Here is a 24,891-nt window from a genome sequence, read left to right as displayed (position 1 = left end):
GCGACCAGTCATCAGCCAATAAAAAGCCCCATAAAAAGGGAGCGCGATTATACACCGATCTGGAGTCGTTAAGCTAGTGTTTGACTGGTGAAAATAAGGCTTTTGGGGCGATTTTTGAAGATTAAGAGCGAAATGGTGGCGAATTTTTTTCAGTTAGAGGCAAATACAGCTAATAATAAATTAGGTTCTCTTGCGCGAAAGCGGAGAGTTGGTCTAACTATCTAGCGGAATATAGTGGATTCGCGCTTTCACGGGCGACTAAAGGAAGTGCCCGTGGTGAATGACAAGGGATTCTTTAATCTAAAAACATCTTGGAGATTGACTCTTCCGTATTGACCCGCCGAATCGACTCGCCCAGCAGCGGCGATAAGTCTAAAATTTCGATACGATCGCAGTTTTGGGCAGCTTCTGAAAGCGGGATTGTGTTGGTGATCACCAAACGATCAAGACCAGAATTGTTAATATTATCAATGGCTTTACCGGATAATACTGGGTGGGTGGCGTAGGCTGAAACGCTCTTTGCGCCGTGATCTTTTAGCGCTTGCGCTGCTTGGCATAGAGTGCCAGCGGTATCTACCATATCGTCCACAATGACACAGTCGCGACCAGTCACATCACCGATAATGTTCATAACGCTAACTTCATTAGCACGCGGGCGACGTTTATCAATAATCGATAAATCGGCATCATCAAGCAATTTAGCGATAGCGCGGGCGCGCACTACACCGCCAACGTCGGGAGATACCACCATGAGATTTTCGCTGGCACCTTGCATGATGTGTTCGAGCAATACTGGCGTGGCGTAAACGTTATCTACTGGAATATTGAAAAAGCCCTGGATCTGATCGGCGTGTAAATCCACCGTCAGTACGCGGTCAAAGCCGACGCCACTGATCATGTCGGCGACCACTTTGGCGCTTATTGGCACCCGCGCCGAGCGTACGCGGCGATCTTGGCGAGCATAGCCATAATAAGGGATAACGGCGGTAATTCGCTTGGCCGAGGCACGCTTTAGGGCGTCAGCCATAATGATCAACTCCATTAAGTTGTCATTAGTCGGGGCACAGGTGGATTGGATAATAAAAACGTCTTTACCACGGACATTTTCCATGACTTCGACGCTACATTCGCCATCGCTAAAGCGATTAGTGGTGATGTTACCCAAGGGTACGTTTAAATAATTAGAGATACGAGCGGCGAGATCTGGTGTGGCGTTACCACTAAACAGCATCAAGTCAGACATGAATAAAGGCCCCAAAAATACTAAAAAACAATCAGTGATTGAAATAAAACGCTATTGTATAGCTAACAGGACAAGCAATTGAGCTGATTTTTGAAGAGAAAATGGCAGGGGTAGCTGGATTTGAACCAACGAATGGCGGCATCAAAAGCCGCTGCCTTACCACTTGGCGATACCCCTATTTTTAGCGTCTCTATTGGCCAGTTAGAGTCAGCGGAGAGCTGTTGATACCCTTGGCTTCTAGAGTTAACCAGCGCTGCTTGCACAGTGCCGATATTTTACTGGCTTCTCGCGCATTGTCAAAGGATAAGAAGACGCTGCTACCAGTTCCCGTTAGGGTTGCTTTGCCGTATTGGTTAAGAAACTCGATTGCTTCTTTGACCGCCGGATAAAGCTTAGAAACCAGCGCTTGAAAAACGTTGTAACCTAAGTTTTTCAAGTCCACCTCTGGGCGAGAGGCGCGTAATTTAATCGGTTTGTTGTCTCTTGTCAACGCTGGATGCGAAAAAATTTTGGCTGTGTTGATGGCGCAGTCAGGATAGACAATTACAAAGTGCTTTTCAGGGATCTGCGCCTTGGTCAAAACTTCGCCGATCCCCGTTGCCCAAGCGCTGTAACCATTAACAAAAACCGGCACGTCAGCGCCGAGCGTCGCGCCAATTGCACACAGTTCAGCGTTGGATAGGTTCAGACTCCAAAGTTGATTAAGCGCGATTAAGGTGGTTGCGGCGTCTGAGCTGCCGCCGCCGAGCCCTGCGCCCGAAGGCATCCGCTTGTTAAGCTTGAGATGTGCGCCAAGGCTAACGTTTTGCCCAGCAGTGGCTCTTAAGGCTTTGGCAGCCTTAACCACCAAGTTATCTTCAGCTGCTACCTCGGCGTAGTCGGTCGATAAACCAATGTCGGCAGTATTATTGGCCTTGATCCACAGCTCATCACCAATATCCAGCAATTGGAAGAGCGTTTGTAACTCATGGTAGCCATCATCTCGCTGGCCCAAAATGCGCAGCTCTAAATTGAGCTTAATTGGTGCAGGCCAGTAGCTAAAACCGTCAGCGTCGATAAATCCCGCCGGATGAGTAAACCTCATCTTTTAGAAAGTCCAATCACGAATCGACAATAATAATTTATTGTCTGCTTCTAAAATACGGATTTTAGTCGGCATCGCTTTACCCGAAAATTGGCCATAACGCTCGAAACTGACCTGAAAAATGCGCTGGCCTGATGGATAAGTTAAGGATTGTAAGGTACCGTCGGCATTGATTTTGATTTTATCTCGACCAACACCTGTGGGCACTCCTTTGATCCAGTCAGATAAATAATTTAAAGGCAATTGCCAGCCCATGCTGTTTGCTACCAACTGTTCGGCATTCGGGCCTTCAAAAAATTGATCATCACCAGTTTCAATGGTGCTCCAGTTGATTTTGGAGTTCATTAATAAATAGGTGTTGCCCAAAGCACCATACATTCTGAATTGAAAATCTTGGTGAGCATTTTGTTGCCAGCGAAAGTTGCTGGAAAAACTATCGCGAGGATTGCTGATCCCAATCCGACCTTTTAGGGAAAAGTTTTGGATGGGTTTTAATGCTTGATAATGTGCTTGCCACAGTGGGTCGTCCCACTCAGTAGTCTCTTGCAACACTCTTTGTTGATCACAAGCGCTGATAGCGAGCAGGCAACAGAAGATGAATAGCGCTTTTAAGTTCAATAGTTTTTGCATATCGCTTGTTATTGGTTTTAGGGGCTGACGTGCGCTTCTGGAAAGCGCGCCAAGGTTTCCAGAATATAATGATTATTGGGTTCTTGTTGCAAGGCTTTTTGCCAAATGTTTTTGGCTTTTTGCTGCCGTCCAAGTTGCCACAAGATTTCGCCATAATGAGCTGCAATTTCTGCTGCTTTGGCTTTGGCATAGGACTTTTCGATGTAAAAGAGGGCTTTTTCTAAGTTACCCAACCGGTATTGGATCCAGCCCATCGAGTCTAAAACGGCGCTGTTATCGGGTTCTTTGTAATAGGCGGCTTCTATGAGTTGTTGTGCTTCCATCAAGTTGCGGTTTTGATCTGCAAGCGTATAACCCAAGGCATTTTGTGCGTTGGTATGCTCCGGATCAAGCGTTAGCAGGTAGCGTAGGTCCCTTTCGGTTTGCGAAAAATCCTTTAACAAGCTAGCACTCATGGCACGGGCATACCGAATATCCGTATCCTTAGGATATTGGGCTACTTCCTGATTTAAAATATCAAGAATGAGTGGCTCTTGTCCCTTTTGATTCAGTAGTTCAATACTGGTGAAAATGACTTCTTTACGCAATTCGAGATCGGGACTTTGCGCCCGCAGTTTGGCGGAAAGTTTAAGAAAGTTTGGAGTGCTTAGAGTTTTATCGGCTAACAATAATTGTAAGTAATAAATAATATTATTGTGCGGCTCTAATTGAATGGCATTATCAAGGCGGTTTTTGGCTAAACTAAACTGCTGATGCTCAATCAAATAGTTAATTTCATACTTTAACAATAACTGACGTTGGTTGAAATCGACTAAAGATTGAGCGGTTTCCAAACTTTTAGCGCCTTGCTTGAACATACCTTTGTCTGCAAAAATTTGCGCAAGGCGGTGACGCGCTTGGATAAAAAATCGACCAACCGGCACCATGTCATAACAGCTTAAACTTTTGATCTCGTCATGAACGCGTTCGGCTGAATCGCCACAATAAAAGCTGGAAGATTCCTTACGGTAGTCCTCGAGCGAGAGCTGATAAAAGAGGGCTAAACTTTCTTCGTAATTGGCTGCGCCATAGTGACTGCCTGCCAATAAAAAACGTGCTTCTAGGTTATCCGGTTCGGCTTCTAAAATGCGTTCAAAGGCGATAATGGCGCTTTGATAATTTTTTTGTTTATAAGCGATATTGGCAAGGTGAGATAACTGCTGCTTGCTGAAAGCTTGGTTTTTCGCCAATTGGGTTAGGTACTCCGAGCTTTTCTCTTGCGATAGTAGTCCTAGCGCTTGATTTTTAGTATTGATGGCACCGACAAAATCAGGAGCTAATGCAAGGCTGGCATCGAGCAGTTGATGAATGCGATCCAATTCGGACAGAGGAGAGCGACTCTTTAGTTTTAAAAAAGCCTCGGTAGTCATGGCCGAAGGCAAGTGATTAGGGTTTGCGAGGTTATAACGCTCTAATAAATGAGCAAACACCTGCAGTTGGCGTTCCAATTCAAAATTGTCCGGCGCTTGATAAAAGGCCATTTGAATAAGCTGTTTAAACTGCTCATCGGCACTAAGGATAAGTTCTTTTTGTTCGCTGTGCGAGGCTTGATTAGCGAAATGCTGATCGAATAATTGGCTTAAGAGTTCGTAAGCTTGCTCTTCTCGTGCTTGGTGAATGGCGATTAAAACGGCGACTTTTAAAGGGCCGCTACTGTTGGGGTTTGATTGTTGCCAGAGTTTAAGCGACCGTTGGGCGGCTTTGTAGTCTTTTTGATAGAGGGCGAGGCGCGCGCTATGGCTAGCGAGCTCTGAGCTTTGAGTTTTATTTAAAGCATCGTCAATATTGCTGCGAGCGATACCTAAAAAACCTTTTTGTTCGGCAACTTTCGCCAATAGTATTGAGTAGTATAGTTGGCTTCTTTGATCTGCGCTCAAGTGTTGGATTTGCGCTTTGGGTGCTTGCTTGGACCTTGGGGTTTGAGCGGTGTTATCCGGTAGAATTTTAGGGGAAGTAGCGCAAGCGGATAGTCCCAACAGCAAAAGGCTGCCAATTAGCAACATGATATGAGCGGCGATAGTTTTCAAAGGTAAAGCATCAATTAGGTTTTTTAAAGATATGGTGTAGATTAGCAGTTTTACACTGCTTGAGCATCTGCTTAGGTATAAAGTTTGTTAAATAATTGGCGCTTTGCGGCTAATCCTATCGATTGCCAATTAGGCTAATCTTGAGCTAAGGTCGCAGTCTGTCGATGCCGATGATATAATTCGCGCCACTTAACTGAAATAGCCGAAAAATCTAACCATTCTCCTTCTTTTATGTCATTGATTGCATTAGGAATTAATCATAAAACTGCCCCTGTGGCGGTGCGTGAAAAAGCTGCGTTTGCCGAACACCAACTAGCGCAAGCGATGGCAGATCTGCGTCTGCGGTTACAACAGCAGTTGGCCAATGGGCAGCAACTGGAAGTGGAAACGGCAATTTTATCTACCTGTAATCGGGTGGAGTTTTACGTTAAGGCATCGAGTTTAGATGGTCAGGCGTTGGAAGTAGCGATTGCCCAGTGGCTGGCCGATTACGCTAACTTTGATGGTGACTTAAAGCCTTATTTATATCGTCATCTGGAAAGTGATGCGGTGCTACATATTATGCGGGTCGCCAGTGGCCTTGATTCGATGGTGTTGGGCGAGCCGCAAATTTTAGGGCAACTCAAAGCGGTCTATCAGAAGGCCAAGCGTGCCGGAACTGTTGGTAAAGATCTGGAGCGTTTGTTCCAAAAGGCTTTCTCAGCGGCGAAAAAAGTGCGTCATGAAACTGACATTGGTACCAATCCGGTGTCGGTGGCTTATGCGGCGGTGAATTTGGCTAAGCATATTTTTAGCGATTTTTCGAAGTTGACGGTATTGTTTGTGGGAGCTGGTGAGACCATTGAATTGGCAGCGCGGCATTTAGCGCAACACCAAGTGTCGCAGATGATTATGGCTAATCGAACTTTGGCTAATGCGCAGAAATTGGCCCGTGAGTTTTCTGGGCAGGCGATAAGTCTCGAAGCTATCCCACATTACTTTCATCAAGCGGACATTGTGATCAGCTCGACGGGTAGTATGTTACCCATTATTGGCAAAGGAATGGTCGAAGCTGCCTTGAAAAAGCGTCGTCGTAAAAGTATTTTTATGGTGGATCTGGCCGTACCGCGGGATATTGAAGCTTCAGTGGCTGAGCTGGACGATGTTTATCTCTATACGGTGGACGATCTTGAAGGGGTGATCCAGGAAAATATGCAGGCGCGGCAACAGGCTGCAAAGCAGGCCGAGGGGATTTTAACGCCTTTAGTTGCGGACTTTATGCAATGGCGCGAACACCAAAAGCAGCATGATACGGTACGTGATTTACACAATAAATATCAGTCGATTGTCGCTAATGAGTTGCAAAGAGCGCGTGCTCAGATGCAAAATCAAGAAAGTGAATTAAGCCCTGAGGCGGTGATGGAAGAGTTGAGTCATCGCTTAATGAAGAAATTTTTACATCAACCCTTGGTTTGGTTGCGCGCCTCACAACAGAGCAACCCGCAGGAGCCAAAGCAACCGTTGGATGCAGATACCACTACGCGCGAAATGTTTAATTTGGATCAGGATCAGTTGGATAAAAATGATTAATCGCTTTGGTTGTTTAAGCTAAAAATATATCAATAAAATCAAATAGATAAGGTGAATAATAGCCCATGTTACAAGAATCGGTGATAGAAAAGTTACAAGGTTTAGTTGATCGCCATGAGGAATTGGCGGCACTGTTGGGCGATCCTGATGTTATCTCCGATCAAAATAAATTTCGCGATTTATCCAAGGAATATTCGACCTTGGAAGATGTGGTCGCGGGCTTTCAAAAGTATCAAGAAGCATTAGAAGCGATAGACACCGCCGAAGAAATGTTGGCGGATGAAGATCCGGATATGCGCGACATGGCGCAGGAAGAATTAAAGGCCAATAAGAGTTTGCTTGAAAAACTGGAAGTGGACTTACAAAAACTCTTGTTACCTAAAGATCCGAACGATGAAAAGAATACCTTTCTTGAGATCCGTGCGGGTACCGGCGGTGATGAGGCGGCAATTTTTGTGGGCGATTTGTTTCGAATGTACTCTAAGTATGCTGAGAAAAAGCGCTGGCAAGTAGAAGTGATGAATGAAAATCGCAGTGAACAGGGCGGTTATAAAGAGATTATTTTGCGCATTAGCGGCGATATGGTCTATTCGCGCTTGAAGTTTGAGTCTGGTGCGCACCGAGTACAGCGAGTTCCGGAAACCGAATCCCAAGGCAGAATTCATACGTCCGCATGTACCGTGGCCATTATGCCAGAAGCGGATGCGGTGGATGCAGTGGAGATTAATCCGGCAGATTTACGGGTGGATACTTTTCGCGCGTCAGGTGCTGGTGGTCAGCACGTCAACAAAACCGATTCAGCGATTCGTTTGACTCACTTGCCTACAGGGGTCGTGGTGGAATGTCAGGACGAGCGCTCGCAACACAAAAATAAAGCCAAAGCAATGGCGATGTTACAGGCGCGGATCCAGGCTGCTGAAGATGCCAAAGCGCAGAGTGAGCAGACTGAAATGCGCCGTAATTTGGTGGGAACGGGCGATCGTTCCGATCGCATTCGTACTTATAATTATCCGCAAGGACGTATGACCGATCATCGCATCAATCTGACTTTGTATAAGCTTGATGAAATTATGGAAGGGGATATCGACCAGATTATCGAGCCTTTGGTGGCGGAAAACCAAGCGGATCAGTTGGCAGCGTTGGCGGATAATGCCCACTAATCGAACAAATTTGGCTGATCTGGCTTTCGCAGGAATGTAGCAGGAACTGTGCTTGATAAGAATTGATAAGGCGATTGAGCAAGCTTGCGAGGCATTGAGCGGCTTGCCTGATATTCGTAGTAAGTTCGAAGCTGAATCTTTATTAGCGCATCTGTTAGGTGAATCTCGAACTTGGGTTTTAACTTGGAACGATAAAAAGCTTTCCAGCGAGCAGTTTCAGCTATTTCAGGACTTAATTCAGCGACGTATTGGTGGCGAACCTTTTGCTTATTTAGTTGGTTATAAAGAGTTTTGGTCGCTGGATTTACAGGTTACTCCGGATACACTTATCCCTCGTCCCGAAACCGAGTTACTGGTTGAGTTGGCACTAAAACAAATCCCCAAAAGCCAACATTTTCGAATCGCCGATCTAGGCACAGGAACTGGCGCTATTGCTTTAGCGATTGCTGCTGAACGGTCTCAAGCTACTGTTTTTGCAGTAGATTTTAGTGAAAAAGCTTTGCAGGTCGCGCTTACAAATCGAGTTCGCCATCAATTAACAAATGTGCAGCTGGTCCATAACTCGTGGCTTGATAATTGGCCTTATGGCAATTTGGATCTGATTGTCTCCAATCCGCCTTATGTTGAAGCGGGCGATCCTCATTTAACGGATTTGAGCTTTGAGCCTTACCAAGCTTTAGTAGCCGCAGATTCCGGTTTGGCCGATATAAAAACCATTTGTCAGCAGGCTCGTCGCTATCTAAAACCACAAGGTTACCTGATGTTTGAACACGGGTTTGAACAGGGCGAGCAGGTTCGAGCGATTATGGCGCAGCATGGCTTTTCGCAGCTGGTAACCTATCAAGATTTGAGTGGCAATGATCGGGTAACCGCTGGTTGGTTGCAGCCAAGCCAAAACTAGAAGTTTGGAAATGGGATTTTAGGTTTTTATTGGGGATAAATTGAATTAGTTGGCAAATGTTTTGTCTACTGGTTGGAGTATTGTTCTTTAACAAACTCAATTCGAGTGAAAACGTTAAAAAATAGCCGCAAAGCAGGTTTTTAGCTTGCTCGATTGAGTGACTATTGTTAGAGTAGCGCGATTAACTAAAAAAGCTCAAAAGCTAGTGATTTAAAGGGTTCGCGACCACAAAATGGCGACACAAAAGCGTACCTAAAACTCCAAGTTTCAAGTTTTTTATTGGTTGTTTAATTAAAAAATTTCTGTACTGGGATTACTCCTTTCTATGTTTAAAAAATTACGCGGTATGTTTTCGACAGACTTGTCGATTGATTTGGGGACAGCAAATACACTGATCTACGTTCGCGACCAAGGGATTGTCTTGGACGAACCTTCGGTCGTTGCTATTCGTCAAAATAATCCCGGTGGAGTGAAATCCATCGCGGCGGTTGGTGAAGCGGCTAAACGAATGCTAGGCCGTACTCCAGGCAATATTGTTGCCATTCGTCCTTTGAAAGATGGTGTTATTGCAGATTTTGAAGTGACTGAAAAAATGCTGCAGCACTTTATCCGTAAAATCCACGACAATACTTTTTTCCGTCCTAGCCCACGAGTGTTGATTTGTGTACCTTGCGGCTCGACTCAGGTAGAGCGTCGTGCGATTAAGGAATCAGCTTTGGGTGCTGGTGCGCGTGAAGTACATTTGGTGGAAGAGCCAGTAGCAGCAGCGGTGGGCGCAGGTTTACCCGTAGGTGAAGCGCGCGGCTCTATGGTGGTGGATATTGGTGGTGGTACTACCGAAATTGCCATTTTGTCTCTGAATGGCGTGGTGTATTCTGACTCGGTACGGATTGGTGGCGACCGCTTTGACGAAGCCATCATCGAATATATACGCCGTAACTATGGCACTGTGATCGGTGAAGCAACCGCTGAGCGGATTAAGCATGAGATAGGTACTGCTTATCCGGGCACTGAAGTTCGCGAATTGGATGTGCGTGGTCGTAATCTGGCTGAAGGTATTCCCAGAAGCTTCACCATTAATTCGAATGAAGTCTTAGAGTCGCTACAAAATCCGTTGCACGGTATTGTGCGCGCGGTTAAAGCGGTGCTAGAGCAGTCGCCGCCAGAATTAGCAGCGGATATTTCCGAGCGTGGTATGGTGCTCACTGGTGGTGGTGCCTTAATTCGTGATTTGGATCGTTTATTAATGGAAGAAACGGGTTTGCCAGTGATCGTGGCTGAAGATCCACTGACTTGCGTTGCGCGCGGTGGTGGTAAAATTCTAGAAACTTTAGAAGAACATTCTGGCGACCTATTTTCAGCGGAATAGTAAGGCGCTACTATACAAATCGGGCCTATTGCCCGATTTTTTATATCTGAGAGTTGTGAATATTTAAGCCGTTTAGCCTGAATTTAAATTTAGTTTGAGGTAAGTCCAATTAAAACCATTTTTACGCAAGGGCCTTCGTTAGTTATACAGCTGTTGATTGTGCTGCTGCTATCGAGTGGTTTAATGATTTTGGATCACCGTTACCAGTACCTCAACAGTATTCGCAGCACCTTTTCCACCCTGACTTTACCGATTTATTATGTAGCAAATCTGCCCAGCGAGCTGAGCAGTTGGGCGGATAGTAACATTGTCAGTCGCAGTGAACTTTTAGAAGAGAATCAAGAGCTTAAAGATGAAGTTTTGATCTTGCGAGCGCAAAATCAACGCTTGATTGGGCTTGAGTCGGATAATGCTAGACTGCGTTCATTGCTAGGCTCGTCGCGCAAGCTTCGCGGCAAACGTTTGATTGCCGAGCTGATAGACGTAAATAGTAATAACTATTCGCAAGAAATTGTGATCAATAAAGGTTCGATTGATGATGTGTATTTAGGCCAAGCAGTAGTTGATGCTGATGGAGTCATGGGGCAGGTTGTTGAGGTGTCGAATAATACCAGCCGAATCATTTTAATTACCGATCCCAAGCACGCGATCCCGATAAAAAATAACCGTAACGGCATTCGGGCGATAGCTCAAGGCAATGGCATAAACCTTAATTTGATGCATTTACCCAATACCATCGATATTCAACAGGGCGACGTTTTACTAAGTTCGGGTCTGGGAGAAAAGTTTCCAGACGGGTTTCCGGTGGCAAAGGTGGTTTCTGTGACTAAGAAAAATGATCAGCCTTATGCTCAGGTGATCGCGGAGCCAACCGCCAATATTAACACTGCTAATCACGTGCTCTTGTTGTGGAATAAGCCACTTGAAGCTGCAGATCCTGCCAAGGAAGATCAGCAATGAGCCAAGCTAACTATAGAAAAGGTAGCTGGTTTATTGGTTTAAGCTTAGCTTTGGCGATGGTCATGACCTTGTTTCCATTGCCGGATGCATGGCAGTTATGGCGACCAGCCTGGGTCATGTTGGTACTTAGCTATTGGAGCATAAGAGCGCCAGAAAGGGTTGGGCTTTTTTGGGCTTTTGTATGCGGTTTACTGTTGGATGTTTTATTGGGCACCAGCTTGGGCGTCCACAGTTTTGCCCTAGCCTTAACAACTTTCATCATAAAATTACTGCAGCAACGGATCCGCCTTTTCCCGCTATGGAAACAAGCGTTAATGGTGGCTTTTTTAAGTCTTATTTATATTATGATCAGCTTTTGGTTGATTCGCCTGACAGGAAAATCTGAAGAAACCATGGCTTGGCCTTCGGTGATTATCAATGGCTTATTGTGGCCTTGGCTATATTTGCTTCTGCGCAATTTTAGCGGTTTTTTGAGGGTCAACTAAGCTTTGTCTGGCGCTCTTTACTCGCAACTCTATCTCGCTTCAGCTTCGCCTAGAAGGCAAGAATTGTTGACTCAGCTAGGTGTAGACTTTGTTCAAGTTATTAACGATTTTGATGAGACTCAAGATTCACAAGAAACACCGCTGGAATACGTTCAACGGCTAGCCGAAGGTAAAGCGCACAATGCAGTCGCCAAAGTCGGATCTTTAGATAAGCCCTTGTTAGCCGCTGATACCATTGTGGTGTTGCAGGATAAATGCCTTGGTAAACCAAAAAACTTGACCGACGCCGCAGCGACCTTAAGGTTATTATCAGGGAAAACCCATCAGGTCTTCACCAGCATTTATATGTTGGATCAAAAGCAAAGAGCACAAGCTACCTCGATCACTAGAGTGACGTTCGAGACGCTAACCGAATCACAAATCAAAGCCTATTGCCAAACGCAAGAATCGCTTGGAAAGGCTGGTTCATATGCGATTCAGGGTGTGGCTGCTAGTCTAATTGCTCGAATCGAAGGAAGTTACAGTGGCGTGATGGGACTGCCACTCAAAGAAACGCGAGAACTTTTGGATAGATTCCAAATAAAATACCTATTGAGCTTATAAAATAGTTGCTAAACTAGGTTCAAGCTTTTGAATTTCAAGAAATATCTTAACTCCTATGCGCGAAGAAATTTTAATTAACATCACTCCGCAGGAAAACCGCGTGGCGGTGGTGGAAAATGGTATGTTGCAAGAGGTGCACCTAGAGCGCTCAGCCAATCGCGGTATTGTAGGAAATATCTACAAAGGAATTGTTAGTCGTGTGATGCCCGGAATGCAAGCAGCGTTTGTGGATATCGGTCAAGAAAAAGCAGCATTTTTGCATGTGGCAGATATTTTTACGGCTCAAGACTTAAACCAAGAAGCGCCAGAGTTACAACAAGAGGTGCTACAAAATACCCACAATACCGATATTGCAACCTTGCTTCGCGTGGGTCAAAAAATTGTGGTACAAGTCATTAAAGACCCGCTTGGCACTAAAGGCGCACGGTTAACTACCCATATTACTATTCCGTCGCGTTACTTAGTGTTGATGCCCGACTATAAACATATTGGGGTGTCGCAAAGGATCGCTGATGAAGAAGAAAGGGCGCGCTTACGGGAATTGCTTAGCGATAAAAACAATGCAAAATACGGTTACATTATTCGTACCGCAGCGGAAAAGGTGGAAGAAAGGGAGCTAAAAAGGGATAGTGATTTTTTAAATAAGCTGTGGAGTGCAATCGAATCGAATTCGAAAAAAGTTAAAGCTCCGGGCCTGATTCATGAAGATCTCAAACTTGAATTGAGAATTATGCGCGACACCCTCGCTGATGATATCGAAAGGATCAGAATTGATAATGCGCAAGCGAAAGATCGAATCAGCAGCTTTATAAAAAAGTTTTCACCAGAACTATTGAGTCGAGTCGAACTATATCAGGGTGAGCGCCCCATTTTTGACTTATACAATATTGAAGATGAAATCAAAAAAGCGTTGGAGCGTAAAGTCCAATTAAAGTCAGGTGGTTATTTGATTGTCGATCAAACCGAAGCGATGACTACCATCGACGTTAACACAGGAGCTTTTGTCGGTCATAAAACGCTAGAGGAGACCATTTTTAGAACCAACCTTGAAGCGGCGAACGCTTTAGCGCGGCAACTGCGACTACGAAATCTAGGTGGCATCATCATTGTTGATTTTATTGATATGCAAGATACCGAACATAAACGTCAAGTTTTAAGGACACTAGAAAAAGCACTAGACAGAGATCAAGTGAAAACTCAGATTACCGAGGTTTCTTCTTTAGGCTTGGTTGAAATGACCCGAAAGCGTTCGCGTGAATCCTTGGAGCACTTGATGTGTGAGCCTTGTCAGCAGTGTAATGGTCGTGGTTTTGTGAAAACTTCGGTAACGGTGTGCTATGAAATCTTTCGCGAAATTAGTCGTGCAGCAAGGGCTTACGAAGTACAGAAATTTTTAGTTCTAGCCAGTCAGGAAGTGGTCGAGTCTTTACTCGATGAAGAGGCTAATAGCTTAGCAGAGCTCGAGGGCGATATTGGAAAACCAATACGCCTCCAAGCCGAAGCACTGTACAGCTCTGATCAATTTGATGTGGTTTTGATCTAACGCATGCCATCGTCTGCGAGTAAATTTCTTTCAAAGCTCATCACCAAAACCATTTGGTTATTGTCGTTAGTCATAATCATTTTAGTTTTACTACTATCCTTATTAAAATTTTCATTGCCCTATTTTTTGGGTAAAAAAGAGCAGGTTATAAGCTTTGTCGAATCTTACATTGGCGGCGAACTGAATTATCAATCATTAAAAGTGGATTGGAGTGGCTTCCATCCTCAAGTGTTGGTGGAGCAGCTTGAATGGAAAAATCAAACCGCCAATGTCGCCATTACTAGTCAGAACAATAAACTCGAATTGGACTTATGGAAAACCTTGTATACGGGTTATCCAGCTACTAAAAACGTAATCGCCAATGATGTAATTATTGATTACCAATTTTTAGAAACGACAAAAACTAGCAGTTTTGACTTTGATAAAGTGATTAACTTTTTAGAAAAGAATCCAGAAGTTCTCGATCATGAATTTATCAGTTTAGCTAATATTCGGCTGAATCTTAGTAATGATGATAATCAGGTTAGTCAAACCATTTCACAGTTAACAATAAAGCAACACAATCATTTAAAACAGTTATTGTTAGATTCTAATGGCGAGCTATTCAGTAATGGTCGGCTGGTTATTGAAAGCAAAAATCTATTTGTAAATCCTAGTTATCAAGTAACTAACTACCTTAATCTAACCAATATTAATCTGCAGAAGTTAGGCTTGTTAATAGACAATGATAAGTTAGAAGTCTTTAAAACGGCAAATTATCGTCATTGGTTAACGATAGATGATGGACTATTATCGCAAGGCCGTATTGAAATGGATAATCAAACTGCAGACGGTGCAGCAGAACAGCTCAACTTAGTCCTAAATCTAGCGCGAAACTCGAATATATTGAGCCTCTCGAGTGAGTCATTGTTGATTGAAGCGCCGGAGCAAATCCAGGCGGATAAACCCAAGACTCATTTGGAAGCTAGAATCGAAAACTTGGCTCAAGGCGATCGTTACGATATTAGCATTAGTAATTTATCACTAGGCTTTATCAGTAAGGTAGTAGCACCTTTTGTTGAGCCAAAATTATATGCTCAGATGAATCAATTTGACGCAGCTGGGTTTGTAGAAAAAGCAGAGCTGAAATTGGTAACAGAAAATAACGAAATAAAACCAATTGGTGGTGAACTGCAGGTACGTGACTTTGTCTTTAAGGGGCGGCAAGAGATACCTTCAATCAGCTTAGATAAACTACTTTTATTTGGTGAACAGGGGCTTTGGCATTATCAAGTATCTGCTCAAAATTCGAGTTTGAGCTGGCCTAAGTTGTTTAAAGAAATTATTCCTCTTGAAAATTTGGACGTTGCGGGTAGTTTTGATCTAACAAATTTCAAACGTGTGGATATTGAGAGTTTGCATCTCAAAAATGCTGACGTTACGGCGATTTTAAGAGGTAAAATTGATTTTGAACCGCTTAATTTAAGCTTGCAAGCAGAAGCTAGAGATATCGATATTGCGAAGCTCTATCGTTACTGGCCGCGCAACGGTTCGTTTCCTAAGAAAACGTTAGAATACTTAGACCAAGCGCTATTAAGCGGAACGGTTGACAAAGCAAAGTTGCTTTTCCGAGGAGATGCGGCGGGCTTTCCTTATATTAATTCTGATGGCCAGTTTCAAATCACGGCGTTTGCCAATGACGCGACCTTTAAATTTGAGCAAGACTGGCCAAAAGCAAACGGTATTGATGCTATCGCAATTTTTGATAATGAAAGGCTCGAGGTTGACGCCTTGCGGGGAAACCTTTTTGGAGCAGAATTACAATCAGGCAGGGCGATCATCGATAACCTGAAGGCTGATGATCAGCGATTGCAAATTGAAGTTAAAGGACAGTCAGGCTATTCAAGTTACCGGCAAATTTATGAAACCTCGCCAATGCTGGATTTACTCGGTCGAGAATTACTGGAAATTAAATACGATAAAACAGTTAGCCTCGATCTAGATTTAGACATTCTACTAGTCGATGACATTAAGCCTAAAGTCAGAGGCCAGATAGATTTTAGCGGAAATATCATTTCTGGGATCCCCTATCAGCTCGAAGCCGATAATGTGAATGGGCAGCTGGTATTTACCGAAAATGGCGCCTATACCAAAAATGTTACCGCAGAAGTTTTTCAACAACCTTTTACGGTAGATTTGAAAATTGACGAATTTACTAAGGCCGATAATTTATTAGAAATTTCTGCGCGCGGCCATGTTCATGGGCAAAATCTTCTTGATCACTTTTTACCAAAATCGCCTGAGCTGCTTGCAGGGACTAGCAGTTTGGATTTGTTTTACGTGGTGGATAAAGAAGATGAACCGAATGAGTCCTTGGTCGTACGTTCCGATTTAAAAGGAACTCGAATTTATGGCCCTGATATTATTTCCAAAGCGTTAGCCGAAGAGAAACCGCTATTGTTTACTTTGCTAAAAAGTGGAACTAACCTTAATCTAAGGGGCGTTTTAGGCGATCAGTTCAAACTTGAATTGGACTTAGATGAAGAAAACAGTGAGCAGGTTAATGGCAAGGTGCAATTAGGACGAATGGCTACCCAGACCGTCAATACTCCCGAGAACGGGGTGAGTATAGCCGGTTACTTTGACAAAATTATTCTTAAAGAGTGGGTACTACTTTTTAAATTAGGACCTTCGGAAACTGGAGAGCAGGCTTGGCCGCCGTGGCTAAATGATATTACCCTAACCAGTCCAGAGCTGCAGGTGGCTGGACAAACCTTTACTAACGTTAGGATCAATGATATCGCCAGCTCTGGAGAAGATCTTCGGCTAAACCTTTTTTCAGAGCAAGCCAGAGCTAATTATCGTAAATTATCGAATGGGCAGCGTGAAATAAATTTTGAATATTTAAACTTGCAGTTAGAGCCCTTTGAATCGCTATCCGATCAAAAGTTTGAGATGAATTTAGCTGACTATGATAAATGGCGCTTAAGCTGCGAAAATTGTAGTGTTAATGGTTATAAGTTTGGCCCTTTAAAGGCTAAGAGTGAGCTTGTAGGTGATGATTTAAAAATTACTGGCGATGCTGTTATTAGCAATCAAGTCTCTTTGGCTTTGAATGGCAGCATGGATAAGCAGCAAAGCAACCTTAATATTAACTTTGACATTCCGAGTCCACAGGGCTTGTTAGACTACTGGGAAATGACTGGTGATGTTGGCGATACTGCCACTAAAGGTGAAGCTAAACTTATGTGGCCGGGTGAGCTGACGGATTTCGAATTGGCTAAAACCAACGGTAGTTTGGTGATTAATGCTGGCAAAGGGGTAATAAGAAATTTGAGTGACCGTAAAGCAAGAATATTCAGCCTGTTTTCGTTGCAAAGTATTCCACGACGCTTGTCTTTGGATTTTAGTGATATTTTTAGTGATGGCTTTTTCTACAATAGCATCAAAGGCAGTTTTTCAATTGAAAATGGTGTTATGGTTGCGCAAGAAGCGAAGATTGCGGGTACCGCTGCTGATGTGGAAATCAGCGGTAGCGTTGATTTTAATCAGCAAACGGTTAACCAAACGGTCACGGTTATTCCTAAGTTAGGTTCAAGTTTGCCGATATTAGCTGGCTGGGCGATAGAGCCGACAACTGGCTTAGTGATGTTTTTAGTCAGTAAAATTTTTGAACCGGCGATTGATGTTGTCGCCAGTATTAAATACTGCATAACGGGTAATATAGAAGATCCAAAAGTTGAAGAAATTTCAAAAGAGTCTAAGACCATTGAAGTTAGCGAAGAAGAACTTGAAGAGCAAAAGCTCAAGCAGCAACGTCAAGAAACTCCGGAGCCACAACAATGAAGCTGGGATTAATTCAAATCTGTGGCTCCAATAATGTTGAGCACAACCTAAACAAAATTGAGCCCCTGTTAAGACAGGCCGCAGAACAAGGTGCTCAATTGGTGCTACTGCCTGAGAATTTTGCATTGATGCCGAATCATTCTGCCGAGAAGCTTGCCAATCAAGAGCGGCAAGGCCAAGGCAAGGTGCAAGCTTGGCTCAGTCGCGTAAGTGCAGAGCTTAATATCTGGATTGTCGCTGGCTCATTTCCGATCCAATCAGACGACATAAAGCGACCTTATGCTCGCTGTTTAATCTACAATTCGCAAGGGCAGCTTGATAGCTACTATGATAAAATTCATCTGTTTGATGTGGCAGTTTCTGAGCAGGAACAATACCTTGAGTCGGCGGATACCCAAGCGGGTGAACAGCCACAAATTATCGAGGTGGCAGGATTAAAAATTGGCATCAGTATTTGTTATGATTTGCGTTTTCCAGAACTTTACCGCTATTTCCAATCCCAAGGGGTTGAGTTGGCGCTAGTGCCTTCAGCCTTTACTTACAAAACTGGGCAAGCGCATTGGGAGTTGCTATTAAAAACTCGCGCGGTAGAGAACCTTTTTTTTGTGGCTGCCGCTAATCAAACTGGTATCCATGCCAATGGTCGTCAAACTTACGGCCATAGCCTCGCAATCGATCCTTGGGGTAAGGTGCTGGCTAGTTTAGAAGCCGAGGAAGGCTTGTTGGTGGTTAATATTGAGCAATCAAAGCTCGCTACTATAAGACGTCGCTTCCCTGCGCATTTACACCGGAAAATTTAATTTATGAGTAGTTCAATTCTAACTAGAGCTGAAGCTAATTTGTTTCAAGAGTCGGATCTTAATTTAAAAATGCTTGAAGCGACTATCAATAATATCTCGGCTTATCAAATCGATTTTTCTGATATTTTTTTCCAAAAGGCATCGTTAGAATATTGGCAGCTAGAAGATGGAGCGGTTAAAGATGCGAGCTTCAATCTTAACAAAGGTTTAGGCGTTAGAACCATTGTGGGCGATAAAACTGCTTTTGCCTATGCCAATGCTTTTACTTTACATGAGTTAGAAAATGCTACTCGAGCCGCCACTTCAGTTAGCCGACAAGGTCAAGCGCGAAAAATTGACTTTACTCAACTAAGTCATCAGCAACTGTATTCACCTGAAGCGGCCTTATTAGGCGCCAGTCAATCCGAAAAAATTACGTTACTACAATCGCTCGATCAAAAAACGCGGCAACTGGATGAAAGAATCACCCAGGTTATTATTACTTTATCGGCGTCGGATGAAACGGTTTTAGTCGTAGCCTCTGATGGCATTCAAGCGGCTGATATTCGGCCCATGGTACGTTTAAATGTGACGGTGCTTCTTGAGTCTAACGGTAAACGAGAGCGTGGCAGTGCAGGGATTGGTGGTCGTTACTTATGGCAAGATTTGATTGCACAAGATTTAGAGCAGGTCGCCCAGCAAGCAGTAGATCAAGCCTTGCTAAATTTAGACGCAATTGAGGCTCCCGCTGGCTCTATGCCCGTAGTGCTTGGTAATGGTTGGTCCGGTGTTTTATTACATGAGGCCGTAGGGCATGGACTAGAAGGTGATTTTAATCGCAAGGGTTCTTCCGCTTATTCGAACTGCATTGGCCAGAAAGTAGCTTCGGATCTGTGTACAGTGGTTGATGATGGCTCAATACCGAATATGCGCGGTTCGCTTAACGTGGATGACGAAGGTACGCCAAGTCAAACTAATGTGTTGATCGAAAAGGGGGTACTCAAAGGCTATATGCAGGATAAGCATAACGCTAAATTGATGGGGGTTACGCCAACCGGAAATGGCCGCCGCGAGTCCTACGCCCACCTGCCAATGCCAAGAATGACCAACACTTTTATGTTATCGGGTCAGTCGGAAAAAGAAGAAATTATCCAAAGCGTCAAACGCGGGGTATATGCTCCAAACTTTGCTGGCGGCCAGGTGGATATTACCTCTGGCAACTTCGTGTTTAGTGCTAGCGAAGCCTATTTAATTGAAAATGGTAAAATAACAGCACCGATTAAAGGCGCTACTCTTATTGGTAACGGCCCTGAAGTTTTAAAAAAGGTAAGTATGGTAGCTAATGACTCCTGCTTAGATCCCGGTATTGGTGTTTGTGGTAAAGCCGGACAAAGTGTTCCCGTGTGTGTGGGGCAGCCGACTTTAAAAATTGATCAAATTACCGTTGGCGGCACTCAAGTCTAAAGGCTTAATTGGTAGTAGGAAGCTGGTCCATAAAAGTCTTGAGATACTGAAAAATTTCACGCTGAAATTTTGGCGGTTTATCCCTTTTGATTTCGTTTTGAGCATTGCGCATCAATTGGCGTAAATGCTGCCTATCAATCACAGGGATTTCGATGATAAGTTGATTTAAAGCGCTATCACCTTCGCGTAGGATTCTATCCCGCCACTGTTCAATATTGTGGAGCTTTCGGTTTTCCAGCTGCTTTTGTTGATCAAGTACTAGCAGTTTCTGTTGGATTGCTTCTAAATCTTCGTCGCGAAGAACTTTACCGACAAATTTTATCTGGCGCTTTTTACCCACATGACTTTTGATTTTTTGTGCTTCTAAAATCGCTTTTAAGCAGAGCTCGGAAAGAGGGTAGTCGCTCACCACCGAAGCAGGTAACGCTATTAAGCGCTCGCCTAATTTTGTGATCGCTTGAATTTCGCGTTTCTGCTCTGATTTTGAAATTATTTCCGCGTCAATGTCAGAATCTTGGCTCATAAAGGTATTAACTCTTGCTACGATTTCGGTCGAAAAATATATTTTTGGCGCAGGCTTTATTGACCAAAATCAAATACTAAAGACCAGTTAATTTTCAGCATAGGCTAGCATATTTTGTTATGATTATCACTGCAGCTGACACCTACTTGAGAACTATTCTAATGGAACTTGCGATCCTATGAGAAACAGTAAGCACTTAACTTTAGCCGAGCTGGCTGAAGCACAAGACAAGACCCAAAAAGACTACCGCGATTTGGTCAAAAAAGCGCTGTTACTGGCCAAGCAGGCCGGAGCTGAACAAGCGGAAATCTGGTGTCATCATACGGTTGGCAATAGCATCGAAGTTCGTAATCAAGAGTTAGAAACTTTAGAGTTTAACCAAGATAGTCACTTAAGCTTAAACCTCTATTACAAGGGGTGCAAAGGTGCTGCATCAATCAATGATTTGACTCATTCGGGAATAGAGGCGGGCGTCAAAGCTGCGCTTGCTATCGCCCGATTCACTGAGCCCGATCCCTTTGCAGGATTGGCGAAAAAGGAGCGTCTAGCGACTGATTTTCCTGACTTGGGCTTATCGCATTTAAGCAAGAAAACAATTCCGCAATTGGTTGAGGTGGCGCAAGCGACCGAAGCTGTAGCGTTGGCTAACAATAGCATTAAGCAGTCGGAAGGGGCGAGTGTTTACGGCCATAGCTCTTTTTCCATCTATGCTAATAGTTTGGACTTTTTTGCGGATAAAAATACCAGCCGTTATAGCCTTTCCACAACTATGATTGCCGAGGGCCCGCAAGAGTCTATGCAGCGCGATGGTTATTACAGCATCAGTCGTGATTTTCATCAGATTGAAAGCCCGCAGCAGATCGGGCAACAGGCGGCGGAAAAGGTGCTTGCTCGTTTGCATCAAGGCAAAGCAAAATCTGGCACTTTCCCTGTGGTTTTTACCCCAGAAACCGCGCGTGGTATTTGGAGTCATTTATTGTCAGCGCTTAAAGGTGGAGCCTTATATCAAAAAGCGTCTTTTATGCTTGATAAAAAAGGACAGCAGATTGTCTCTGGTGTTATTAGCATCACCGAAGATCCTTTTATTCAGGGTGGTTTTGGTAGCTGCAGTTATGATAGTGAAGGGGTTGCCACTTACCGCCGTGATATTGTTGCCGATGGCATCTTAAAAGACTATTTTCTCAGTAGCTATTCAGCACGGCGCTTGGGTTTAGAGTCGACCGCTAGCGCTGGCGGGATCCATAATATTCTGATTTCAGCGCAAGATACCGACCAAGCTAAGATGATCAAAGAGCTTGGAACGGGACTTTTGGTCACAGAGTTAATGGGCCAAGGGGTGAATTTAGTCACGGGCAATTATTCGCGCGGCGCAGGTGGCTTTTGGTTTGAAAATGGTGAGCTACAATATTTTGTACAAGGCATCACCATTGCTGGCAATTTATCGGACATGCTGATGAATGTTATCAGTAGTGGCCAAGATGTCGATCACCGCTCCAGTATTTTATGTGGCTCTTTAGCCATTGACGGATTGGCCATTGCGACCGCGAGTTAAGCCTAAACCAAAAAAGTTTCTCAGCCAAAGAAGTAGGTTGCTAGTCCGAGTAAGGCAAAAAATCCGGCAACATCAGTAACAGTGGTAAGGATAACGCCGCCAGCGATGGCTGGATCTATGTCCATCTTTTTTAAGATCATGGGCAGTAAAGCACCGAATAATACCCCTGTAACCAGATTAAAGAGCATAGCGCCACCAATGGTGACCGCTAGATGCCAATGGCTTACAGTAACGTTTTTGTAGGCTGCGAAAAAGTAAACTAAGCTTGCTACCACTAAGGCCCAAAGTACGCCATTGATAATACTGACGGCGAGTTCTTTTTTGAGTAAATACGATTTGTTGCCTTCGCTAATATGGCCTAAGGACATACCGCGGATCACTAGGGTTAAGGTTTGAGTGCCCGCAATACCGCCCATACTCGGTACTATCGGTAATAAGGCTGCGAGTAGCGTTACTTTGGCGATAGTGCCTTCAAATAAACCAATTACTAAGGCGGCTAAAATAACCGTGAGTAAATTAATACCTAGCCAGATCGCGCGGCGCTTGGCGGTTTTGGTGATCGAGCCAAAAGTATCTTCGTATTCATCTAGGCGTGCCATTGACAGCAGAGAATGGTCCGCTTCTTCTACGATCACGTCAACCACGTCGTCAATAGTAATCCGGCCCAAGAGCTTGCCATTTTCGTCAGTGACCGGGGCGGTGACTAGATCGTGGCGTTGGAAAATTTGTGCCACTTCCGCAGCGGTCATGTCCACGGGAATGGTGTGATTATGTTCTTCGATCAGCTCTAACACTGGTGTTTCCGGCGGGTTGGTTAAGATTGAGCTAATTGAAACCGAACCAATTAATTTATCGCTAGAATTTACCACGTAGAGTTGGTCAGTATTTTCTGGCAGTTCACCTCGGATCCGCAAATAGCGCAATACCACTTCCACCGAAACCCGCGGGCGGATCAAAATGGTATCGATATTCATCAAACCGCCGGCGGTATCTTCAGGATAAGAGAGCGCTTGCTCGATCTGAGAGCGGTTTTGTTCATCGAGTCGCTTGAGAACTTGCGAGCTCAGACTTTCTGAGAGATCCTCGAGAATATCCACCGCGTCATCGGTATCCATTTCCGAAACCACATCCGCCAACTCTTGCGGCTGCATATTGTCGATAAAGTTTTGTCGCACTTCATCAGAAAGGTATTGCAGCACTTCGCCTTGTTGCTCAATTTCAATCAGCTCCCAAACGGTGTTACGAATTTTCGGGGGTGAGGATTCAAGAAATAAGGCGATGTCAGGGGGAAATAATTCAGACAATAGGTTTTCAAAGGTGGAAGATTGACCACCCTCTAAAGCTTCATTCAATTGCTGAATTTGCTCTTTGCTATTTTGTCCTTGCAAATCTGCCATAGCGATACTTAATGTCTGATTTTTAAGACATTTTACCTAATTAGCCATTGGCTGGCTATGAAATGTTGCGATTAACCGAGTTTGTCTAGTCGGCGGTGGCGTATTTGCACGTTGGGATAGGTTTCTTTAAAGTGCTCGGCTAATTTTTCGATTAGGTAGACCGAGCGGTGTTTGCCGCCGGTGCAACCAATAGAAAAAGTAAAGTAGCTACGTCCTTGACGCGAAAATTCGGGTAGCCAAGTATCTAAAAATACTCATAGTTGCCAAAGGTACTCCATCACTTGATCATCAGAGCCAAGATAATCTTGGATTGGCTTATCACGGCCAGTGAACTCTCTTAGCTCAGGAACCCAGTGTGGGTTAGGTAGGCAGCGAGCGTCAAATACAAAGTCGGCATCTTGCGGCGAACCGTGCTTAAAGCCAAAAGAGGTAAAGAGAATATCCATAGCTGAGTGGCTACTGGAAGTCACTCGATCACGAATTTGCTCGCGAAGCTCGTGCGGCGTTAGGTTGGTGGTATTGATCACCAGATCAGCTAAGGCTCGAATAGGAGTAATCAGCTTTTCTTCTTTTTTCATGGCATCGCGTAAGGAAATACCCAATCGAGTCAGCGGGTGGCGACGCCGCGTTTCGCTAAACCGTTTTAATAAAGTGGAATCATTGGCATCAATAAACAAGACTTTTGTTTTCGGATAAGAAAGTCTGATTTTTTCAATTTCAGTATTAAAGTGTTCGAGATCATAAGGATTACGTGCATCTACGCTAATGGCAATCGCATCGGTTTCTCGCAGGTGGCGATTCACCACCTCCAGCGTTAGCCCTAATGGTAAGTTGTCAATACAGTAGTAGCCGGCATCTTCTAGCGCATTGAGTGCTACCGATTTTCCAGAGCCTGAACGTCCGCTAAGAATGACTAGTTTCATTAGGTTGATCCTTATTTTTGTCTTGAATGGGCGCTTGCAGGTTTGCTTGCTCTTGATCGTATTGGGTTAACGCAACGTGCATAATATCGAATAAAGCTTCATCATTATGCGCGTTGCGCATCTGCGCTCTTAATACCTTGTTGCTAAAGACTTCGACTATTCTATTGAGTCCGCCTAGCTGCTGAAAATTATACTGTTGTGGCACGATTAAGCAAAATATTAGATTCACCAGTTCCGCATCGGGAGCATCAAAATCAACCCCAGCGTCTAAAGTCAGTAAAATAGCTATGGGTTTGTCACATTCTATTAAGCGACCATGCGGTAACGCTACTCCATTACCAATAGCGGTAGAGCCTAGCTGCTCGCGAGTGACTAACGCTTTTAGGGTAGTAAAAGCGTCTAATTGCGGCTCATATGACTCAAGATGTTTGGCAGCAACTTGCAAAGCTTTTTTGCGACTAGAGGCTTGCTCGCCGAGCTTGCACAGCTCGGGAGCAATGATTTCGGATATTTGCATAAAAGGGCTTAATGGCGCTTCATTTTTTCCTTATGTTTTATCACTTGACGGTCTAACTTATCAACTAATAAATCAATTGCTGCGTACATATCTTCGGCTTCACTATTAGCAAACAGTTCGCCGCCATTAACGTGTAAAGTAGCTTCAGCAATTTGTCTAACTTTTTCAACACTCAGGATGACGTAAACGTTGTTAATGTGATCGAAATGACGCTCTAGCCGAGCAAATTTTTCATTAACAAAAGTCTTAAGAGGATCGGTAACTTCAAGATGACGTCCAGTTAGGTTAATTTGCATAA

At 44.1% G+C, this 24,891-nt stretch carries 20 protein-coding genes, 1 tRNA gene and 1 pseudogene; 12 read left to right on the top strand and 10 right to left on the bottom strand.

Translation table 11 applies throughout. From position 1 onward, the window contains the following. Positions 1 to 295: 295 nt before the first annotated feature. The 5 genes from NFS34_RS01495 to NFS34_RS01475 all read right to left on the bottom strand — a co-directional run bounded on the left by NFS34_RS01495 (position 296) and on the right by NFS34_RS01475 (position 5,023). Complete coding sequence (locus NFS34_RS01495) at positions 296 to 1,243, bottom strand: ribose-phosphate pyrophosphokinase (RefSeq protein WP_251358069.1); 948 nt, start codon at positions 1,241 to 1,243, stop codon at positions 296 to 298. Positions 1,244 to 1,345: 102 nt separating this feature from the next. Beyond that, positions 1,346 to 1,420: transfer RNA gene (locus NFS34_RS01490), tRNA-Gln, on the bottom strand. Between the two features lie 13 nt (positions 1,421 to 1,433). Next, positions 1,434 to 2,327 carry a 4-(cytidine 5'-diphospho)-2-C-methyl-D-erythritol kinase gene (gene ispE, locus NFS34_RS01485; protein WP_251358068.1) on the bottom strand — a complete coding sequence of 298 codons (894 nt, stop codon included), beginning with the start codon at positions 2,325 to 2,327 and terminating at the stop codon, positions 1,434 to 1,436. A gap of 3 nt (positions 2,328 to 2,330) precedes the next feature. After that, positions 2,331 to 2,957, bottom strand: coding sequence for a lipoprotein insertase outer membrane protein LolB (lolB, locus tag NFS34_RS01480; protein ID WP_251358067.1), 627 nt, complete (start codon positions 2,955 to 2,957; stop codon positions 2,331 to 2,333). A gap of 17 nt (positions 2,958 to 2,974) precedes the next feature. Further along, positions 2,975 to 5,023 (bottom strand): tetratricopeptide repeat protein, encoded by a 2,049-nt coding sequence (locus NFS34_RS01475; protein WP_251358066.1) that lies wholly within the window; start codon positions 5,021 to 5,023, stop codon positions 2,975 to 2,977. A gap of 231 nt (positions 5,024 to 5,254) precedes the next feature. On the opposite strand from NFS34_RS01475, the gene hemA reads away from it, so the two are divergent. The 11 genes from hemA to tldD all read left to right on the top strand — a co-directional run bounded on the left by hemA (position 5,255) and on the right by tldD (position 19,681). After that, positions 5,255 to 6,592, top strand: coding sequence for a glutamyl-tRNA reductase (gene hemA, locus NFS34_RS01470; protein ID WP_251358065.1), 1,338 nt, complete (start codon positions 5,255 to 5,257; stop codon positions 6,590 to 6,592). 65 nt (positions 6,593 to 6,657) lie between these two features. Continuing rightward, positions 6,658 to 7,752, top strand: a complete 1,095-nt coding sequence (prfA, locus tag NFS34_RS01465; protein WP_251358064.1) for a peptide chain release factor 1 — start codon at positions 6,658 to 6,660, stop codon at positions 7,750 to 7,752. A gap of 52 nt (positions 7,753 to 7,804) precedes the next feature. Continuing rightward, entirely contained in the window at positions 7,805 to 8,653 is an 849-nt protein-coding gene (gene prmC / locus NFS34_RS01460) for a peptide chain release factor N(5)-glutamine methyltransferase (protein WP_251358063.1), read from the top strand. Positions 8,654 to 8,978: 325 nt separating this feature from the next. Continuing rightward, on the top strand, positions 8,979 to 10,022 hold the full coding sequence (locus NFS34_RS01455; RefSeq protein WP_251358062.1) for a rod shape-determining protein: 1,044 nt from the start codon (positions 8,979 to 8,981) through the stop codon (positions 10,020 to 10,022). Between the two features lie 108 nt (positions 10,023 to 10,130). Beyond that, positions 10,131 to 10,982 (top strand): rod shape-determining protein MreC, encoded by an 852-nt coding sequence (mreC, locus tag NFS34_RS01450; protein WP_309296421.1) that lies wholly within the window; start codon positions 10,131 to 10,133, stop codon positions 10,980 to 10,982. Then, entirely contained in the window at positions 10,979 to 11,467 is a 489-nt protein-coding gene (mreD, locus tag NFS34_RS01445; RefSeq protein ID WP_251358060.1) for a rod shape-determining protein MreD, read from the top strand. Before mreC ends, mreD begins: the two co-directional genes overlap by 4 nt. Positions 11,468 to 11,470: 3 nt before the next feature. Continuing rightward, positions 11,471 to 12,070, top strand: a complete 600-nt coding sequence (locus NFS34_RS01440; RefSeq protein WP_285834436.1) for a nucleoside triphosphate pyrophosphatase — start codon at positions 11,471 to 11,473, stop codon at positions 12,068 to 12,070. A 55-nt stretch (positions 12,071 to 12,125) separates the two neighbouring features. Then, on the top strand, positions 12,126 to 13,613 hold the full coding sequence (gene rng / locus NFS34_RS01435) for a ribonuclease G (RefSeq protein WP_251358058.1): 1,488 nt from the start codon (positions 12,126 to 12,128) through the stop codon (positions 13,611 to 13,613). A 3-nt stretch (positions 13,614 to 13,616) separates the two neighbouring features. Beyond that, positions 13,617 to 17,438 carry a YhdP family protein gene (locus NFS34_RS01430; RefSeq protein ID WP_251358057.1) on the top strand — a complete coding sequence of 1,274 codons (3,822 nt, stop codon included), beginning with the start codon at positions 13,617 to 13,619 and terminating at the stop codon, positions 17,436 to 17,438. After that, positions 17,435 to 18,238 carry a carbon-nitrogen hydrolase family protein gene (locus tag NFS34_RS01425; protein ID WP_251358056.1) on the top strand — a complete coding sequence of 268 codons (804 nt, stop codon included), beginning with the start codon at positions 17,435 to 17,437 and terminating at the stop codon, positions 18,236 to 18,238. The genes NFS34_RS01430 and NFS34_RS01425 overlap by 4 nt, the downstream gene beginning before the upstream one ends. A 3-nt stretch (positions 18,239 to 18,241) precedes the next feature. Continuing rightward, positions 18,242 to 19,681, top strand: a complete 1,440-nt coding sequence (gene tldD / locus NFS34_RS01420) for a metalloprotease TldD (RefSeq protein WP_251358055.1) — start codon at positions 18,242 to 18,244, stop codon at positions 19,679 to 19,681. A 4-nt stretch (positions 19,682 to 19,685) separates the two neighbouring features. Here tldD and yjgA read toward each other — a convergent pair whose 3' ends face one another. Beyond that, complete coding sequence (gene yjgA / locus NFS34_RS01415) at positions 19,686 to 20,204, bottom strand: ribosome biogenesis factor YjgA (protein ID WP_251358054.1); 519 nt, start codon at positions 20,202 to 20,204, stop codon at positions 19,686 to 19,688. Positions 20,205 to 20,382: 178 nt separating this feature from the next. On the opposite strand from yjgA, the gene pmbA reads away from it, so the two are divergent. Then, positions 20,383 to 21,756, top strand: a complete 1,374-nt coding sequence (gene pmbA / locus NFS34_RS01410; RefSeq protein WP_251358053.1) for a metalloprotease PmbA — start codon at positions 20,383 to 20,385, stop codon at positions 21,754 to 21,756. A gap of 20 nt (positions 21,757 to 21,776) precedes the next feature. On the opposite strand, the gene mgtE is transcribed toward pmbA, so the two are convergent. The 4 genes and pseudogenes from mgtE to hpf all read right to left on the bottom strand — a co-directional run bounded on the left by mgtE (position 21,777) and on the right by hpf (position 24,889). Beyond that, a complete protein-coding gene (gene mgtE / locus NFS34_RS01405) occupies positions 21,777 to 23,153 on the bottom strand; it encodes a magnesium transporter (protein WP_251358052.1) in 1,377 nt (458 codons plus the stop codon). Between the two features lie 71 nt (positions 23,154 to 23,224). Beyond that, a pseudogene (rapZ, locus tag NFS34_RS01400) lies at positions 23,225 to 24,076 on the bottom strand (RNase adapter RapZ). Further along, the gene (locus NFS34_RS01395; protein ID WP_251358051.1) at positions 24,057 to 24,593 is read right to left on the bottom strand and encodes a PTS sugar transporter subunit IIA; all 537 of its coding nucleotides are present in this window, start codon (positions 24,591 to 24,593) and stop codon (positions 24,057 to 24,059) included. Before NFS34_RS01395 ends, rapZ begins: the two are co-directional and overlap by 20 nt. 8 nt (positions 24,594 to 24,601) lie before the next feature. Further along, positions 24,602 to 24,889: a ribosome hibernation promoting factor gene (gene hpf / locus NFS34_RS01390; RefSeq protein ID WP_251358050.1), complete on the bottom strand. Its 288-nt coding sequence runs from the start codon at positions 24,887 to 24,889 to the stop codon at positions 24,602 to 24,604. Between the last annotated feature and the right edge of the window lie 2 nt (positions 24,890 to 24,891).

Source organism: Kangiella sp. TOML190 (assembly GCF_023706045.1).
GTDB lineage: Bacteria > Pseudomonadota > Gammaproteobacteria > Enterobacterales > Kangiellaceae > Kangiella.
Note: the sequence above shows the minus strand (reverse complement) of the source record. Positions and strands in the feature narration are given on the sequence as shown.